This window comes from Pseudomonas sp. GG8 (genome assembly GCF_052976945.1).
The window spans coordinates 2,000,680-2,017,237 of sequence record NZ_JBRIIP010000001.1 but is presented as its reverse complement, the minus strand read 5'-3'; the positions used below and the strand labels follow the sequence as shown (position 1 = coordinate 2,017,237).

Annotated in this window: 10 protein-coding genes; 7 read left to right on the top strand and 3 right to left on the bottom strand. The window is 56.1% G+C overall.

What is annotated here, in order from left to right; all coding sequences use genetic code 11:
- The first annotated feature begins 12 nt into the window (after nucleotides 1-12).
- The 5 genes from ACVBEG_RS09790 to ACVBEG_RS09770 all read left to right on the top strand — a co-directional run bounded on the left by ACVBEG_RS09790 (nucleotide 13) and on the right by ACVBEG_RS09770 (nucleotide 8,644).
- A complete protein-coding gene (locus tag ACVBEG_RS09790; RefSeq protein WP_322179458.1) occupies nucleotides 13-417 on the top strand; it encodes a response regulator in 405 nt (134 codons plus the stop codon).
- Between the two features lie 307 nt (nucleotides 418-724).
- Nucleotides 725-1,351: a response regulator transcription factor gene (locus tag ACVBEG_RS09785; protein ID WP_322179459.1), complete on the top strand. Its 627-nt coding sequence runs from the start codon at nucleotides 725-727 to the stop codon at nucleotides 1,349-1,351.
- 8 nt (nucleotides 1,352-1,359) lie between these two features.
- Complete coding sequence (locus tag ACVBEG_RS09780) at nucleotides 1,360-4,995, top strand: transporter substrate-binding domain-containing protein (protein WP_447107635.1); 3,636 nt, start codon at nucleotides 1,360-1,362, stop codon at nucleotides 4,993-4,995.
- Between the two features lie 39 nt (nucleotides 4,996-5,034).
- The gene (locus tag ACVBEG_RS09775; protein ID WP_330201339.1) at nucleotides 5,035-5,505 is read left to right on the top strand and encodes a GNAT family N-acetyltransferase; all 471 of its coding nucleotides are present in this window, start codon (nucleotides 5,035-5,037) and stop codon (nucleotides 5,503-5,505) included.
- A 184-nt stretch (nucleotides 5,506-5,689) separates the two neighbouring features.
- Nucleotides 5,690-8,644: an HD domain-containing phosphohydrolase gene (locus tag ACVBEG_RS09770; protein WP_447107634.1), complete on the top strand. Its 2,955-nt coding sequence runs from the start codon at nucleotides 5,690-5,692 to the stop codon at nucleotides 8,642-8,644.
- Between the two features lie 70 nt (nucleotides 8,645-8,714).
- Here the strand turns inward: ACVBEG_RS09770 and ACVBEG_RS09765 are convergent, their stop codons facing one another.
- Nucleotides 8,715-9,059, bottom strand: a complete 345-nt coding sequence (locus ACVBEG_RS09765) for a YggL family protein (RefSeq protein ID WP_219060210.1) — start codon at nucleotides 9,057-9,059, stop codon at nucleotides 8,715-8,717.
- Nucleotides 9,060-9,397: 338 nt separating this feature from the next.
- Here ACVBEG_RS09765 and dacB point away from each other — a divergent pair, with 338 nt between their 5' ends.
- Nucleotides 9,398-10,864, top strand: a complete 1,467-nt coding sequence (dacB, locus tag ACVBEG_RS09760) for a D-alanyl-D-alanine carboxypeptidase/D-alanyl-D-alanine endopeptidase (protein WP_322179462.1) — start codon at nucleotides 9,398-9,400, stop codon at nucleotides 10,862-10,864.
- Between the two features lie 91 nt (nucleotides 10,865-10,955).
- Here dacB and ACVBEG_RS09755 read toward each other — a convergent pair whose 3' ends face one another.
- Nucleotides 10,956-13,316 (bottom strand): sensor domain-containing diguanylate cyclase, encoded by a 2,361-nt coding sequence (locus ACVBEG_RS09755; protein ID WP_322179463.1) that lies wholly within the window; start codon nucleotides 13,314-13,316, stop codon nucleotides 10,956-10,958.
- A gap of 135 nt (nucleotides 13,317-13,451) precedes the next feature.
- Complete coding sequence (gene rlmKL / locus ACVBEG_RS09750) at nucleotides 13,452-15,722, bottom strand: bifunctional 23S rRNA (guanine(2069)-N(7))-methyltransferase RlmK/23S rRNA (guanine(2445)-N(2))-methyltransferase RlmL (RefSeq protein ID WP_447107633.1); 2,271 nt, start codon at nucleotides 15,720-15,722, stop codon at nucleotides 13,452-13,454.
- Between the two features lie 579 nt (nucleotides 15,723-16,301).
- Here rlmKL and rmf point away from each other — a divergent pair.
- Nucleotides 16,302-16,517, top strand: a complete 216-nt coding sequence (rmf, locus tag ACVBEG_RS09745) for a ribosome modulation factor (RefSeq protein WP_080290409.1) — start codon at nucleotides 16,302-16,304, stop codon at nucleotides 16,515-16,517.
- Nucleotides 16,518-16,558: the final 41 nt, after the last annotated feature.

Here is a 16,558-nt window from a genome sequence, read left to right as displayed (position 1 = left end):
CGGAAGATCCTGATGTCAAAAAATAATCTGCGCATTTTATTGGTGGAAGATCATCCTTTCCAATTGATTGCCACCCAGATACTGCTGAACAATCAAGGCTATTACCGTTTGACCCCGGTGCTGACCGCTGCTGAAGCGCTGGCGGCTATGGAAACAGCAACAGAGCCCTTCGACGTACTGCTATGCGATCAATGCCTGCCTGATCTCCTGGGCCTTGAGCTGATAGATCTGGCAAGCCAGCGAGGCCTGATTCGCCGGGCGGTCGTGCTCAGTGGCTTGAGCCAAGAGCAATTGGACGCGCTGGAACGCACTGCAGATAGGCGCCAACTGCCGCTCCTGGGATGTTTGAGCAAGCCATTGGATGTCCAGGCCCTGACTGTATTGCTCGCCGCGAACGGCTTTTGCGAAGAAGCTTAAACACCGAATAAACATCCATTTGAAGCCAGCAAAAAAACAAGTTCTACCGTGTAAGCAAACCCTGCATTCACTGTAGGGTAATTCCGAAACGCTATAAACAGCATGTACATTAATAGCAAATTTACACAGTTGAATTATTCATTATTTTAAACGTCATCTGATGATATTTGGATATTTACGTACGCCAATACGTTAATTCCTGTAGGAACTTTCCTATATCCACTTGGTAGCCCTATCGGTTCATGTGCCTGCCTGAACATCTGAGCTAAGGTGCGCGCTTTCTTCACTGCTTGTATGGAATTGAATTATGAACTCGGTTTTTATTGTCGACGACCACCCTGTTATTCGCCTCGCGGTACGCATGCTGTTGGAAAATGAAAATTACGATGTCGTTGGCGAAACGGACAACGGTGTGGATGCCATGCAAATGGTCCGCGAATGCATGCCCGACCTGATCATTCTCGACATCAGCATTCCCAAGCTGGACGGCCTGGAAGTGCTGGCCCGCTTCAACGCGATGAACTTACCGTCCAAAATCCTGGTACTCACTGCACAGACCCCCAATTTATTCGCCATCCGCTGCATGCAATCGGGGGCCGCAGGCTATGTGTGCAAACAAGAAGACCTGAGTGAACTACTAAGTTCGGTGAGGGCCGTATTATCCGGCTACAATTACTTTCCAAGCCAGGCCCTGAATCCTGCTTCTCGCGCAGACGGGCCTCCTTCTGAAATCGAGCTATTCAAGCTGGTCAATGACCGCGAACTGATGGTGCTGCAACTATTCGCTCAAGGCAGAACCAACAAAGAAATTGCCAAAGGCATGTTTCTCAGCAATAAGACTGTCAGCACCTACAAGACTCGGCTCATGCAGAAGCTTAGGGCAAAAACCTTGGTAGAACTTATCGAGATGGCAAAACGCAATGCGCTAGTGTGAGATATCGGATGTCGAAGCGTTTAATGGATTATTTAAGGCTAGGCGCAGGTGTTTGCTTGAGCATTAATGTGCAGGCGGCTGAGCTTGCGTCCCAAAACTACACGTTGCTCAGTCGTTCCAGCCCCAGCCATATGGAGACCCGGCTGGACCGGGCTCAATGGCAGTGGCTGCAGAACAAACGTGAATTGAGGCTGGGCACTTCAGCCCCGGATTACCCGCCTTTTGACATGACCGGCACGGGGCACGATTACGAGGGATTTACCGCCGACTACGCAGGCATTCTTGCTCACGCGCTGGACACTCCGATCAAGGTCCAGCGCTTCGAATCCCGGGACGCGGCCATTCAAGCCCTGACTGAGGGGCAGATCGACCTTCTCGGCAGCGCCAATGGTTTCGAGGCCGAGGGCAAGAACATCACCCTGTCGGTGCCCTATGCCGTGGATCAGCCCGTGCTTGTAACCCGCGTGGGAGAAAACCGTCCACTCACCGAGGGCTTGGCCGGCTTGCGCTTGAGCATGGTTTACCACTATCTGCCGCTGAAGGAGGTCAAAGCGCTCTACCCGAACGCGATCTTGCAGACGTACCCCTCCTTTCAAAGTGCAATAAACGCGGTGGCATTCAACCAGGCAGACGTATTCCTCGGTGATACCATTTCGACCCACTACCTGATCAACAAGCGTTATCTGAGCAACGTGCAGATGGCCAACTTCGGGAAACATGAGGCTGACGGTTTCAGCTTCGCCATGCGCAGCGATGACACCCAACTGCTCGACGTGGTCAATAAGACACTGAAAGCAATCCCGATTGATGAACGGGTCAGCATTTCCAAACGCTGGAGCGCTGGCAGCGACGTGCTGCTCACCGATCAAAAGCTGCAATTGACCCAGCGCGAAGAGCGCTGGATTACCCGGCATCCGGTGGTGCGCGTCGTCATCAACGAGGCGTATGCGCCGTTGACGTTTCTGGACGCTAACGGCAACTTCCGCGGGATTACAGCCGATCTGCTTGAGCTGGTCCGACTGCGCACAGGTCTGAATTTCGAGATCAAACGCGTTCAGGGCATGGCCGAAATGATGAAACAGGTCATTGAGGGACAGGCCGATTTGATTGGCGCAATGATTCCCAGTAACGAGCGAGAAAGCCAACTCAGCTTCAGCCGCCCTTACCTGGACACCTCTTTTGTTCTGGTGACCAGCACAAAACCTTCCAGTCCGGCCCACCTGGATCAGCTTGCGGGCAAGCGCTTGGCCGTTAGCCGTGGCAGTCCGACCATGCCCTACCTTCAGCGCGAGTACCCACACATAAGCCTGGTGGAGACGGACAACCCCTTCCGGGCGCTGGACATGCTGGCCCAGGGACAGGTTCAAAGCGCAATTACCTCCCTACCCAGCGCCAACTATTTCCTGTCCTCGCAGCTGTTCGATGACAAATTACAGATGAGTGACACTGTCGGCGACGATCAGGCGCGTATCTCCATGGCAACCGCTCGCAATGCCACAGAGCTGAGTTCGATCCTCGATAAAGCATTATTGAGCATCGCCCCGGAAGACATGGCCGTAATTAACAATCGTTGGCGAACCTATGCCCCGCCAGGGACGGGTTACTGGCGCAATTACCATCAGCTGATTTATCAGATTGTGTTCGGCACTGGACTGTTGTTGCTAGGCTCGCTGGCCTGGAACGCCTACATGCGCCGCCAGATAAAACAGCGTGAAACGGCAGAACGCGCCTTGAATGACCAGTTCGAGTTCATGCGTGTCCTGCTCAATGGCACGCCTCACCCCATTTATGTTCGCGACCGTAACGGCCTGCTGCAAACCTGCAATGACAGCTACCTGGAGGCCTTCTCGACCCGACGCGAAGACGTCATCGGCAAAAGTGTCATGGACGGCGTATTGAGCAGTACGCTCGAGGCCCAGGAGTATGCCGCCGACTACCAACGGGTAATGGCCGACGGCACACCACTGATTCTTGATCGCGCGCTGCAGATTGGCGATCGCTACCTGACCATTTACCACTGGACCCTGCCCTTCCGGGACTCGCTGGGGGAGGTGCAAGGCATCATTGGTGGCTGGATTGACATCAGCGAGCGACGCCAACTGATCGAAGATCTACATGCCGCCAAGGACCTGGCCGATGATGCCAACCGCGCCAAAAGTACGTTTCTGGCGACCATGAGTCACGAAATCCGTACACCGATGAACGCCGTGATCGGGATGCTCGAACTGGCTCTCAAGCGTGCAGACCAAGGACATCTTGATCGTCCAGCCATTGAGGTCGCTTACAACTCGGCCAGAGACCTGCTGGAGCTGATCGGGGATATTCTCGATATCGCCAGGATAGAATCCGGTCGCCTCAGCCTGAGCCCCGAACGGGCCAATCTGCGGGAGCTAGTGGAGTCGGTGGTGCGCGTTTTCGACGGTCTGGCCCGCCAAAAGAGCCTGACCTTGCTACTGGACTTCGACAGTCGCATCAACGCCGACGTGCTGCTCGACCCGCTGCGCTTCAAACAGATTATTTCCAACCTGATCAGCAATGCGATCAAGTTCACTGAGCAGGGCCAAATCAAGATCAGCCTGCGCATCGATGACACCTCTGACTCGCAACAACTGCATTTGACTATGGGGATCCAGGACAGCGGCATCGGCATCAGCGATGACGATCAGCTGCGGCTGTTCGAGCCTTTTGCCCAAGCCGATAACTCCGGCCAACTGGCACGAAGCGGTGCGGGCCTGGGTCTGGTCATATGCCGCAGTCTGTGTGAAATGATGGGGGGCCGCTTGACCCTGAGCAGCCAGCCAGGGAAAGGCACACACGTCCAGGTTGAGTTGACCCTGACAACGTTGGATCAGACCCAGATCATCGAGCAACCTATTGAACTCCGGCCCAATGTCAGTACCCCATTGAATATCCTGGTGGTCGACGATCACCCCGCCAACCGGCTCTTGCTGTGCCAACAACTCGGGTTTCTGGGTTATCGCTATGAAGCCGCCGAACAAGGCGCTGCTGGCTTGCAAATCTGGTTGGACGGCCATTTCGATCTAATCATTGCCGACTGCAACATGCCCGTCATGAATGGCTATGACTTGACCCGCGCGATCCGCGCCCATGAGCAGGAAAAATCACGCCCTCGCTGCACCATTCTCGGGTTCACGGCCAACGCGCAACCCGAAGAGTTCCTGCGCTGCCGAAATGCCGGGATGGACGCCTGCCTGTTCAAACCCATTAGCCTGACGGCACTCCATGAGGAGCTGGCAAAAATAAATCCCCTGCCCCGGCGTCCGCGACAAAATATTTTTGCAGCCTTCAGTGTCGACGGCTTGGACATGTTGACCGGTGGGCGTCCGGAAATGATTCAACGCTTGCTCGCTCAGTTGCTTCTCAGCAGCCAGGAAGACCGCAAGGAACTCGCGGCGACCATGGCAAATGGCAATCGGCAGCACCTTAGTGACATGGCCCACAAAATCAAAGGCGCAGCCCGAATCATCCAGGCCAGCGAAGTGATCGAACATTGCGAAGCACTGGAAGATGCCTGTAACGAAGCAACGTCGGCCGAGGTCATCACAGCCCGTCATCAGGCGATCGACGCCGCCATGATCGAGCTTGAACACGCGTTGCGCGCACAACAGGTTGACGGCAAATGAGTCATCAGCAGCCCACTCAATCACGCAGGCTTAAACCAAATGGTGCATTTGATCACAATGAGCGAGGCGCAACTCAAGACCTTCGCTGCTCACTCGATTGCGGGTTATGCACAAGATATTGAGCAGACTTACGGGCTAACGCCCAGCCTCGCGCTGGAGCACGCTACCGAGGGCTTTAACGAGTTGCTTCCAGACGGGCTAAACACCTCCGACCATCACCTGTTCAGCTTAAGAGCCTCATCAGGTGAAGACATTGGTGTGCTTTGGTTCGGAATTGATTCAGCCTACGGGATCAAGAAGCTCTTCATTTATGACCTCGAGATCCACCCTCAAGCACGGCGGTGTGGTCACGGAAAAAAAACACTGGAACAGGTCGAGCGCTGGGCACGCGCCCGTGGGATCAAACGTATCGAGTTGAATGTATTTGCGCACAACAAAGCAGGGCTCGCGCTCTACCGCATGTGCGGACTTGATCCGCACGAAATGACCTTGGGCAAACGTGTGGACTGAACGGCGGGAAAGGTGCCAAATAGCCACTAATCGAGCGAAGTCATCTGATTGCAGAGTCCACTGCCTTCGATATCTTTCCTTTATCACGTCGCAAAGAGAACACCTCCTCACTCAGCAACTCCAGTAAGCCTTGGCTATGCTGGAGTCACAAGCAATGCACCGCACGACTATGGAGAGATTTGCGATGCCCAGTCATCCGTGGCCCAATCAACGCAGCTACCCTCTGCATGTGCATATCAGCGTCATGTTCACCGTATTGCTCCTGCTCACAGGCGTCGTGCTGGGCATTTTCAACTACCTGCAAACGTCACAGATAATCCTGTCGAGCAGTGAGAAGCTTTTCAGCAACATTGCGCAGGATGTGCAAGTCGATTTACAGCGCACCTATCAGCCTATCCACAGCCTGCTCAGCCTGCTGGCGGTCTACGATGCAAATCAGTCCAGCGCGCTGGAGCAGCGGCTGCCGCTACTCAAACCGTTTTCTCAATCGTTGCGGGACAACCCAAATTTGGCGTCGCTGTATATCGGGTATGCGAACGGCGATTTCTTCATGGTCCGGCCCTTGCGCAGCGACACCCTGAAACGCTATTTCGAAGCGCCTGCCAAGGCGGCTTATCAGGTTTGGAGCATTGAACACGTCAACGACAGCCTGCGCTCTCAATCACTTTTTTTCGACGATTCACTGCACCTGATCAGCCACCGCGACAACCTCAACGAACATTACGATCCGCGTCAACGCGTGTGGTTCAAGAGTGCGCTCAGCGACACCGATCAGATCACCACGGCGCCCTACGTATTTTTCTCCAGTCGCAACGTGGGCACCACACTTGCCCGGCGCAGCAGCGACGGCACAGTGATAGCTGCCGACCTGACACTCGCGTCCCTGTCCTCGACACTGGCCAAGCATCAGGTCACCGCCAGCACCGAAGTTGTGCTCTTCGATGCCAGCGGAAATGCCGTGGCCTATCCCGACAGCTCAAAACTGATAGTAGAAAGCGGCACTGCTCACCTGGCAAAAGCTCGTGACCTGAGCCCGGCCCTCGCTCGCCTGTTCGACAACGGTGTTGACGCCAACAACCACTTGAGCGTGGGAAAGCGCTCCTGGGTCGTGGCCCAAAGCACCCTGCAGGAAGGAGGCCCGCAGGGGCTGAAGTTGGCGCTGTTAGTGCCGGAAGACGAATTGCTGGCCGACGCCCTGCGCCTGCGCTGGGAAGGGGCTCTGGTGACATTGACCACGCTGTTGCTGTGCCTTCCACTGGGCTGGCTGATGTCACGAATCATGGTCAAACCCTTGCGGGCACTGGTCAGCGAAGCGGATGCGATTCGCAGCTTCGATTTCAAACATCCTACCAGCCACCGATCATGGGTGCTGGAGGTCGATCAACTTTCACTGTCCATGGCCCGCATGAAGGAAACACTGGCCAGCTTTCTCGAGATCACGGCCAGCCTGTCGGCCGAAACCCGCTTCGAGACGCTGCTGGAGCGTGTTCTGTTCGAAACCGTCAATATCAATCAGGCACAGGCCGGGCTGATTTATTTGCTCGACGGTGACAGCGGGCACCTTGAACCCAAGGGCCTGATCGTCAAGGGCGTCAAACACGACCCGCAGCAATACAGCATCGCCACTCACGACCCGCAAGCAAGTGAGACGCCCTTATGGCTGCAGGACCTCGCCATGAAAAAAGATCACTGCCTGGTCGCTCTTGGCTTTGATCAGGCACTCGATTTACAAAGCCTGATGAGCGCGCTGGAGGCGCCGCGGATACACCTGTTGGGCATTCGTTTGAGCAATCAGCGAGGGGAAACCATCGGCGTCCTCACCCTCATACACGCGGATACTGGCACCGAGACCGATCTTGAAAAGCTCAGCCCTGATCGTATTGCATTTATCCAGGCAGTCTCCGGCGCAGCGGCCCTATGCATCGAAAGCCAGCGCCTGCAAGCCAGACAAAAAATGCTGCTGGACGCTTTCATCCAGATTATCGCGGGTGCCATCGACGCCAAAAGCCCTTACACCGGCGGCCACTGCCAGCGCGTGCCAGTACTTACGTTCATGCTTGCTCGCGCGGCGGCGGCCAGCCAACAACCGGCTTTTCGCAATTACCAGCCGACCGAGGACGAATGGGAGACCTTGCATATTGCTGCCTGGTTACACGACTGCGGCAAGGTCACCACGCCCGAGTATGTCGTGGACAAGGCCACTAAGCTGGAAACCTTGTACGACCGCATCCATGAAGTCCGCACCCGCTTCGAAGTGCTGAAACGCGATGCCTGGGTCGACTACTGGAAAGCCAAGGCGCAGGACGGCGACGAAGTGTCATTGGCCGCTGCCCGCAATGTTCAACTCAACGAACTGGATGCTGACTTCAAGTTTGTCGCCCTCTGCAATCTGGGCAGCGAAGCCATGGCTGATTCAGATTTAGAACATTTGCAAACGATTGCTGCACGGACCTGGATGCGTACGCTGGACGACCGGATCGGCGTGTCCTGGGAAGAAAACAAACGTCAGGCTCGAAACCCGGCACCGGACTTGCCTGTCAGCGAATCTCTGCTGGCGGATCGGCCTGAGCATTTGTTCGAGCGGGCGGCAGCCGAAGATATCCCCGCCGACAACCGCTGGGGCTTCAAGCTTGAGGTTCCGCAGTACAAATTCAACCGAGGCGAACTGTACAACTTGAGCATCACCCGAGGCACCTTGACTCGTGAGGAGCGCTACGTCATCAACCATCATATGGTGCAGACCATTCTGATGCTGAGCCGCCTACCCTTCCCCAGCCATCTGCAGGGGGTCGCCGAAATCGCTGGCGGCCATCACGAAAAAATGGACGGCACGGGTTACCCGAAACGATTGAAACGCGACGAAATGAGTCTGGCAGCGCGAATGATGGCCATCGCCGACATTTTCGAAGCCCTGACAGCGGCTGATCGACCGTATAAAAAAGGCAAAAGCCTGAGCGAAGCACTCACGATCATGGCTCAAATGTGTCGCGATGCGCATATCGACCCGGAGCTGTTTCAGTTGTTTGTCCAAACGGATATCTATCAGCACTACGCCTCTGATTTTCTGCAGCCGCAACAAATCGATGCCGTCGACAAAAGCAGTATTTTGGAGAAAGCCGGATTGAGTACACGGGGATAAACAGGACATCAGCCAGAGCGTTGCACTCGGCGAAAAAAGCAGGCTCTGGAGCCTGCTTCTTCTTACACCATCACACTACCGGATTGATCGACTTTTCCGGGTACCACACGTCGATCAAAGGGCTGACGGTCAATTCTGTCAGTTCGCTGCGGCTTTTCAGCCAGGCTTCGACCTTGACACGCTGCTCTTCGTTGACCGAACCACGTTTGCTCAAGCAAACCAGACCGAAGTCATCGCCGCCAACATAGTTCAAACCGTTGGCTTCCATGGCATCTGTCAGGAAAGCGTCGAGGAAGGCATCAATAGCCTGATCGTCCAGGTCTTGTTTGAAGTCCAGGTTCAGCTCAAAACCCAGCTCCTGGAATTCATCCACGCAGAGTTTTTTGCGCAGACGGCGGGAACGGTTAGTGGCCATGGAACAATCCTCATAAGTAATAACGGGCGGCACTTTACCAGTTTGGGCCATTAAATGCCCGCCTCCGTGCCAATGTTTGCGTGCCGTCGGGCCCGACACAGCAAAATAACCCATCAATGGTAAAAAATAGCCGATTGGACGGCTACGCCACGGCGCAAGTCACCCGCGCTTGGGGCATAATGCCGCTCAATATCGAGCTTTTTAAGTACCGACCATTCATCTGTCGGTGAAACAGGGTATTGAATCGCCGTTTTCATTCCGGTTGACGTTGCGATGATTGAGGGAATCCATCCATGCCCTCCATTTACCCCCTCCTCAGTAGCAGGGTTTTATTTCACATGATCAAATCTTTACGTCACTTATTTTTCGCCGGCCTTTTTTTGCCCTTGGCGATGCCAGTCACTGCGGCCCCCGTCAATACCTCGCTACCGCCCAAGGTTCAACAGGCCCTCAAAGCCGCCAAGCTGCAGAATAATGCCTTGTCCCTGGTGATGCTGCCGCTCAACGGTCCCGGCACCCCGACCGTGTTCAATGCCGATGTCTCAGTCAACCCGGCGTCGACCATGAAGCTCGTCACCACCTATGCGGCGCTGGAAATGCTCGGCCCTACGCATCAATGGAAAACCGAATTTTTCACTGACGGCACCCTGAACAATGGCGTGTTGCGTGGCAACCTCTACCTCAAGGGTGGTGGTGATCCCAAGCTCAACATGGAAAAACTCTGGCTTCTGATGCGTGACTTGCGTGCCAACGGTGTGCAACAGGTGACTGGCGATCTGGTCCTGGATCGCAGCCATTTCATCCAGCCGCAATTGCCGGTGTTCAACGACGACGGCAATGATGAGAACAAGCCGTTTCTGGTCAAGCCCGACTCACTGATGATTAACCTCAAGGCCTTGCGCTTTGTCGCGCGCAACGACTCCGGCAAAGTGCTGGTGTCTGTAGAGCCACCGATTGCCAGCATTCATGTCGACAATCAGGTCAAGGCGCTGGCCTCGAACAAATGCACCGGAGACATGCGCTATAACCCGGTAACCCAGGCTGATGGCAGCATTACCGTCGTGGTCAACGGTCAGTTGGGCGAAGGCTGCAGTTCGCAGACCTATTTGTCGCTACTGGACCATCCGACTTACGCGGCGGGCGCAGTACGCGCAATCTGGCAGGAACTGGGCGGCACCATTCTGGGCAAGGATCGGGTCGATGTCGTGCCCGGCAACGCCAAGCTGCTGGCCAAAGCGTTTTCCCCGGATTTGGCAGAAATCATTCGTGACATCAATAAATTCAGCAACAACACAATGGCTCAGCAATTGTTCCTGAGCCTTGGCGCGAAGTTCCGCAATGAAGCAGACGGCGATGATGCCAAAGCCGCGCAACGCGTGGTTCGTCAATGGCTGGCGAAGAAGGGCATCACTGCGCCGCACCTGGTGATGGAGAATGGCTCGGGGCTGTCGCGCGCCGAGCGGGTCAGTGCGCGTGAAATGGCGACTTTGCTACAGGCTGCCTGGCGCAGCCCCTACGCAGCGGAATTCATGAGTTCTCTGCCGCTGGCGGGCATGGACGGCACCATGCGCAAGCGCCTCAAAACTACGCAGATGAGGGGCGAAGCGCACATCAAGACCGGCACCCTGAATACCGTCCGCGCAATTGCCGGTTTCAGCCGCGACATCAATGGCAATACCTGGGCGGTGGTCGCGATCCTCAATGACTCACGCGTAGGCGGCACATCTTCGGTGCTCGATGAAGTCCTGCTCGATCTGTATCGCCAACCGAAGCTGGTCAACACCGCCATTTCACTGCAACAGTAATCCTGATACCACGTCGCTCGGACGTCCCCCGCACCTTCACGCAGGCTTGCCTGCGTGAAGGTGGCGTATCACACGACAGAACTGTTTTACCTCATGACAACTCTGGCTCGACGCGATCACGCCCAGCCTGTTTGGCGGCATAAACGCCCGAGTCCGCCCGTAGCAATAGCGAATCACCGCCTTCAACAGGACGCCAGCTGGCAACACCGAAACTCGCCGTCACCACGCCCACACCCTCAATGGGTTCCCCCCGCAGTACCTGCCATAACTCGAGTGCGAGCGCATGTGCGTTTTCCCCAGTCGCGTTGGGACACAACACCATGAACTCCTCGCCACCTAGCCGACAGAACACATCATCTTGCCTTAAGCGCTGATTGATCCGCTGACAAAGCCCTTGCAGCACATGGTCGCCCATCGCATGACCGAATTGATCGTTGATGCGCTTGAAGTGATCGATGTCGAGCATGATCACCGACAACTCCCCGCCATGCCGATGAACCCGAGAGAGTTCGGCCTTGAGCCGCTCCTGAAAATAACGACGGTTGTACACGCCCGTCAGCACGTCCGTCACTGATAGCGCGCGCAGTTCATCCTCAACACGCTTCAAGTCAGAAATATCGGAGATAAAGCCATGCCACAGCACCCCGCCGTCGGGTAATCGCTCAGGCATCGCCTCGCCATGCAACCAGCGCTGGCCCTGGCGTGGCAGCTCGACGCGATACTCCTCACGCCACGGCGTCAGGTGCTCGGCGGAATAGCAAATCGACTTCTTGATTCGCTGCAAATCCATGGGATGGATCCGATCGAGTACGGCCTCTACACTTTGCTGCTTTACATCATGAGGCAGTTCGTAGATCCGCCACATACCGCTGTTGGTGTAGGTAAAGAAGGAACTGCCATCGCTGTTCAATTGGTATTGATAAATTCCTCCAGGCACCTGTGCGCTAAGCTTTTCCAGCAATTGATCGCGCGCAGCCAACGCTTGATGGGCGCGTTTGCCTTCAGTGATATCAACGCAGATTGCGAGATAACCCACCCATTGCTGACGCTCATCGCGCACCGCCGTGACCAGCATATTGACCACCAGCGAGCTGCCGTCACGACGCACCAGCGTCCATTCCCGTGCAGGATAGGCACCCTCCTCCATCGCCTCGACTAACATCGCCTCGGCAGTCGGCACCTCGCAACCATAACGCTGGCTCAATGCCTCGCCATGAGCTGAAAGCTCGGTGCCAAGGTGTAAATCCCCCAACGTGAACTGCCCCAGCACTTGATCGCCACTGTAGCCGAGCATCTGCTGTGCACCCACGTTGAAGGTACTGATGACGCCGCGCAGATCAGTCGCAATGATCGCCACCTGAGTCGCAGCGTTTAGCACGCTGCGCAATTCGGCCGTACGCCGCTCAACCAGCAGTAAGGCGCGTTGACGCTGATTGACCAGGCTATACAGCAAAACGCTGAGGATCAGACTCAGCAATCCCCCCAACACAATCACGCTGGTCGACGACGACCGGTTGGCAGCAATAAAAACAGCGGATGGACGAAGTTCCAGCAGATAACGTCGGTCTGCCATGCTCAACAGCGTACTGATGCGCAGATTGCTTTCCACCGCCTGGTTTGCCGACTGATACAGCAGCTCGGGCTGCTCTGGCGAAGAAAGGTCGAACAGCTGCAACGCCAGATTGTCGCGATCCTGGGCGGGCAACCCTTCGGACATCAATATGCGCAGACCGATCACCGCCATCACGTACCCAGACAATGCCTGTTTCTTCGCGCCGCCATCGACTACCGATAACAGCACGGGTGCCACCAGCAATAGACCACTGGTATTCGCGGGCTCAAGCCCCACCAGATCCATTCGTGGCGACACGGCCATGCTGCCTCGTTGCGCGGCACGCTCAAGCGTGGCTCGGCGAATACTTTCAGACATCACATCAAAGCCCAGCGGCAGCGGCTCTGTGCTTCTGGATTGGGTATACAGGACTGGGAAGTACTCAGGGCGATCAACAGCAGGCGTTAGCTGACCGCTCGGGGACAGATCGCGAACGGTGAAATCGGTCAGCCCCTGTGCGCGCGCGTGCGTCTCAAACTGCGAACGTTCTGCGCCAGGGACCCTTGGCGCCCAGGAATACGCCTGCGTAACCACCAGTAAAGGCGCCGCGTAACCATCGAACTCAGCTTGAGTGATCTGGTCGGAGAAAACGAAGAAACGGCGAAGGCCATCCAGGCGCTGGACTTGATCGTCGAAACGTTCCTGAATACGACTGAAGCGTTCGCTGGCCAACAGATTGAAACGCTGATCAAGTCGGCGTTGGTGCATGTCGGCGCTGGCCGACACGAGCATCGCGGTCAGCACAGCACCTGCCGCAAAAGCCAGGATCGCTGCGGACGGCGCAAGCGCGTCTTCGTGGATCAAGCCGAGAATTCTGGACCGAACGCTGTTTGGCGACATAAGCAGAACTCATACGCCAGCGTTGTGGTGCAACCGTGGCCATGGCTCAGTTATAGCCATTTGCCACCAGCTTGCCTAGCCCCACTTGAGTTCCCCCCCTAACTAATTAAGCCAGGGGGGGGGCGTATCGCGGGTTCAGCGGGCTGTAATACGCCATGCACGGTGAATCTTGCTGTTGCGAGCAAAGTCCGGGTCAACGGTTTGCGCCGTAATTTCTTCGACCGCATAGCGCTCGCTAAGATTCTCATCGAGCTGGAACTTGCGGAAATTGTTGGAGAAGTACAACACACCGCCCGGCGCCAGACGCGCCATCGCCAAGTCAAGCAACTGCACCTGATCGCGCTGCACGTCGAAGATCCCTTCCATACGTTTGGAATTGGAGAACGTCGGCGGGTCGATGAAAATCAAGTCGTACTCGTCACGACTTGCTTCCAGCCACGCCATGACGTCGCCCTGCTCCAGACGGTTCTTGTCAGAGAAACCGTTGAGCGACAGATTACGTCGAGCCCAATCCAGGTAGGTCTTGGACAGATCCACACTGGTGGTTGTGCGTGCGCCACCCTTTGCCGCATGCACACTCGCGGTCCCCGTGTAGGCGTACAAGTTCAGGAAGCGCTTGCCCGCGGCCTCACGCTGAATGCGCATGCGCATCGGCCGGTGATCGAGGAAAAGCCCGGTATCCAGGTAGTCGGTCAGGTTCACCAGCAGCTTGACACCGCCTTCGCTCACCTCAAGGAACTGTCCTTGGGCGCTCTGGCGTTCATACTGCTTAGTGCCGCTCTGGCGCTCACGGCGCTTGATCACCACCCGGCTCTTGTCGATATTCAATGCTTGGGGAATCGCTGCCAGCGCATCGAACAGACGGGCCGACGCCTTTTCCGGATCGATAGTCTTGGGCGCTGCGTATTCCTGAACATGAACCCAATCGTGGTACAGATCGATGGCCAATGCGTACTCGGGCATGTCGGCATCGTAGACCCGATAGCAATCGATGCCTTCACGACGGACCCACTTGCCCAGTAGTTTGAGATTTTTCTGCAAGCGGTTGGCAAACATCTGCCCGCCTTCACTCAACCGCGCCTGCTCGATAACCGGCTCAGGTTTGCGAATAGGGTTGCCGTTCTTGTTGTACTTTTCGTACTTGCCGGGCGCTTCGACTTCACCCGATACATCCGCCTCGACCTGCTCACGCTCAATCTGACGCTGCGCAGGTGTGCGGCGCTCGCCGGTGACGAACTGATCCGGCTGAACCTTGATCAGCAATAATTTGCAGGGCAAGGCGCCGTTCCAGAAGGCATATTGCTTGTGGCTGCGAATACCCATGCGCTTGCCCAGATCCGGCGCGCCGGTGAACACCGCCGCTTCCCAGTTCAGGCATGCCTGACGCAGACGTTCGCCGAGGTTCTGGTAGAGATAGAGCAAGCTCGCCTCATCACCCAGACGTTCGCCGTAAGGAGGGTTACAGATGACCAACCCTTTCTGGTTCTGATCGGGACGTGGCTCAAACGTCGCGACTTCGCCCTGATAGACCTTGACCCACTCACTCATGCCTGCGCGTTCAATGTTGTTGCGAGCGGGCTGAATCAGGCGTGGATCGGCTTCATAACCGCGAATCCACAGCGGTGGCTTGGCCAGACCGATATCGGCCCGCGCCTGCGCCTCTTCGTGCAGTTTCTTCCACAAGGCAGGGACGTGCCCGAGCCAGGCCGAAAAACCCCAGCGTTCGCGCTTGAGGTTTGGCGCGATATCCGCAGCCATCATCGCCCCTTCCACCAGGAAGGTGCCGACGCCACACATCGGGTCTGTCAGCGCGCCGCCTTGAGCAGCGATGCGCGGCCAGCCGGCCCGCACCAGAATCGCTGCCGCCAGGTTTTCTTTCAACGGCGCCGCACCCTGCTGCAAGCGGTAACCACGTTGGTGCAAACTGTGTCCAGACAGGTCCAATGACAGAATCGCCTCGCCGCGGTCCAGGCGCAGGTGAACGCGCAAGTCCGGGTTGAGCTTATCGACCGAAGGACGCAGGCCCGACGGGGTACGCAGCTTGTCGACGATCGCATCCTTGACCTTCAGCGCACCAAAGTGGGTGTTGTCGATCCCCGAACCGTTACCGCTGAACTCCACCGCGAGACTGCCTTCAGCGTCCAGGTGATCTTCCCATTCGACATCGAGTACACCGTGATACAGGTCCTCGGCATCTTTCATCGGGAACCGCTTGAGCACCAGCAACACCCGGTTGGCCAGGCGCGACCAGAGGCACAGTCGATAGGCCGTCTCCATGTCGCCCATGCCACGAATGGCCGAGGTGTGCTCGCGGGTCTCCTCGAGGCCAAGCCCGGTGGCTTCCTCAGCGAGCAAACCTTCGAGGCCCTTGGGGCAGGTAAGAAAGAGTTCGTAACGGTCCGACATGGGTAATCCAGGGCCTTAAGCGATAAGCGGCGGGGCAACGCATTGCCCGACCAGATTTTAAACAGACGCCTTTCTTGGAGACCGCCTGCGTGGCACACATATTGTGCCGGTCCACCGTCATCGGCGCGTTGCGTCGATGCAGCAGTCAGTCCATCAGCTTGGTGGCCAAAAGACAATTGATCGTTCGATCATCGACCATTTAGGTTGAAGGTCGCTGTAATAAAAAGTCACATCCTGACCCTTCGTCGTTTTACGGCTGAAAGCAATCCGCCATCATTCGCGTTTGAAAAACCGTATCGGCCTTCATTCAAAGCCTCGGCTCAGGGGGCCTGTGGCAAAAAAAACCTGCGAATGAGTGTCATGCTTATGGCATTACCACGCCAATAGTTACGTTCTTATGACAAAACGATCATTCACAGAGCTAAGCGCATTGGTTAGAACTCGTCACAGGTTGTCACCGCAACGGTGACAACACCAAGCCCGCGACGCCGGCAGCGGGCACCAACGGCAGAAGATTCTGCCCGACCTCAACATGAGGTCATCAGGGACATTACAGTCAACAAACGAGGGCAACACCCTATGAGAAGACTTAAGCGTGATCCGTTGGAAAGAGCATTTTTACGCGGATATCAATTTGGTGTTCATGGTAAATCCCGTGAGCTTTGCCCCTTTACTCTACCGTCGGTACGCCAAGCCTGGATCAATGGCTGGCGAGAAGGACGCGGCGACAACTGGGACGGTATGACCGGCACTGCGGGTATCCACAGACTCAACGAACTTCACGCGGTCGGCTAATCAGGTACATTCCGATCAAGTTTTTTTAAAATTTTGAAAGA

Excerpts from the sequence above, each read along its gene's own strand:
- ACVBEG_RS09770 (WP_447107634.1), top strand. The coding sequence starts at position 5,690 with ATGCCCAGTCATCCGTGGCCCAATCAACGCAGCTACCCTCTGCATGTG.
- ACVBEG_RS09785 (WP_322179459.1), top strand. The coding sequence starts at position 725 with ATGAACTCGGTTTTTATTGTCGACGACCACCCTGTTATTCGCCTCGCG.
- ACVBEG_RS09780 (WP_447107635.1), top strand. The coding sequence starts at position 1,360 with ATGTCGAAGCGTTTAATGGATTATTTAAGGCTAGGCGCAGGTGTTTGC.
- ACVBEG_RS09790 (WP_322179458.1), top strand. The coding sequence starts at position 13 with ATGTCAAAAAATAATCTGCGCATTTTATTGGTGGAAGATCATCCTTTC.
- dacB (WP_322179462.1), top strand. The coding sequence starts at position 9,398 with ATGATCAAATCTTTACGTCACTTATTTTTCGCCGGCCTTTTTTTGCCC.
- ACVBEG_RS09755 (WP_322179463.1), bottom strand. The coding sequence starts at position 13,316 with ATGTCGCCAAACAGCGTTCGGTCCAGAATTCTCGGCTTGATCCACGAA.
- ACVBEG_RS09775 (WP_330201339.1), top strand. The coding sequence starts at position 5,035 with ATGGTGCATTTGATCACAATGAGCGAGGCGCAACTCAAGACCTTCGCT.
- rlmKL (WP_447107633.1), bottom strand. The coding sequence starts at position 15,722 with ATGTCGGACCGTTACGAACTCTTTCTTACCTGCCCCAAGGGCCTCGAA.
- rmf (WP_080290409.1), top strand. The coding sequence starts at position 16,302 with ATGAGAAGACTTAAGCGTGATCCGTTGGAAAGAGCATTTTTACGCGGA.
- ACVBEG_RS09765 (WP_219060210.1), bottom strand. The coding sequence starts at position 9,059 with ATGGCCACTAACCGTTCCCGCCGTCTGCGCAAAAAACTCTGCGTGGAT.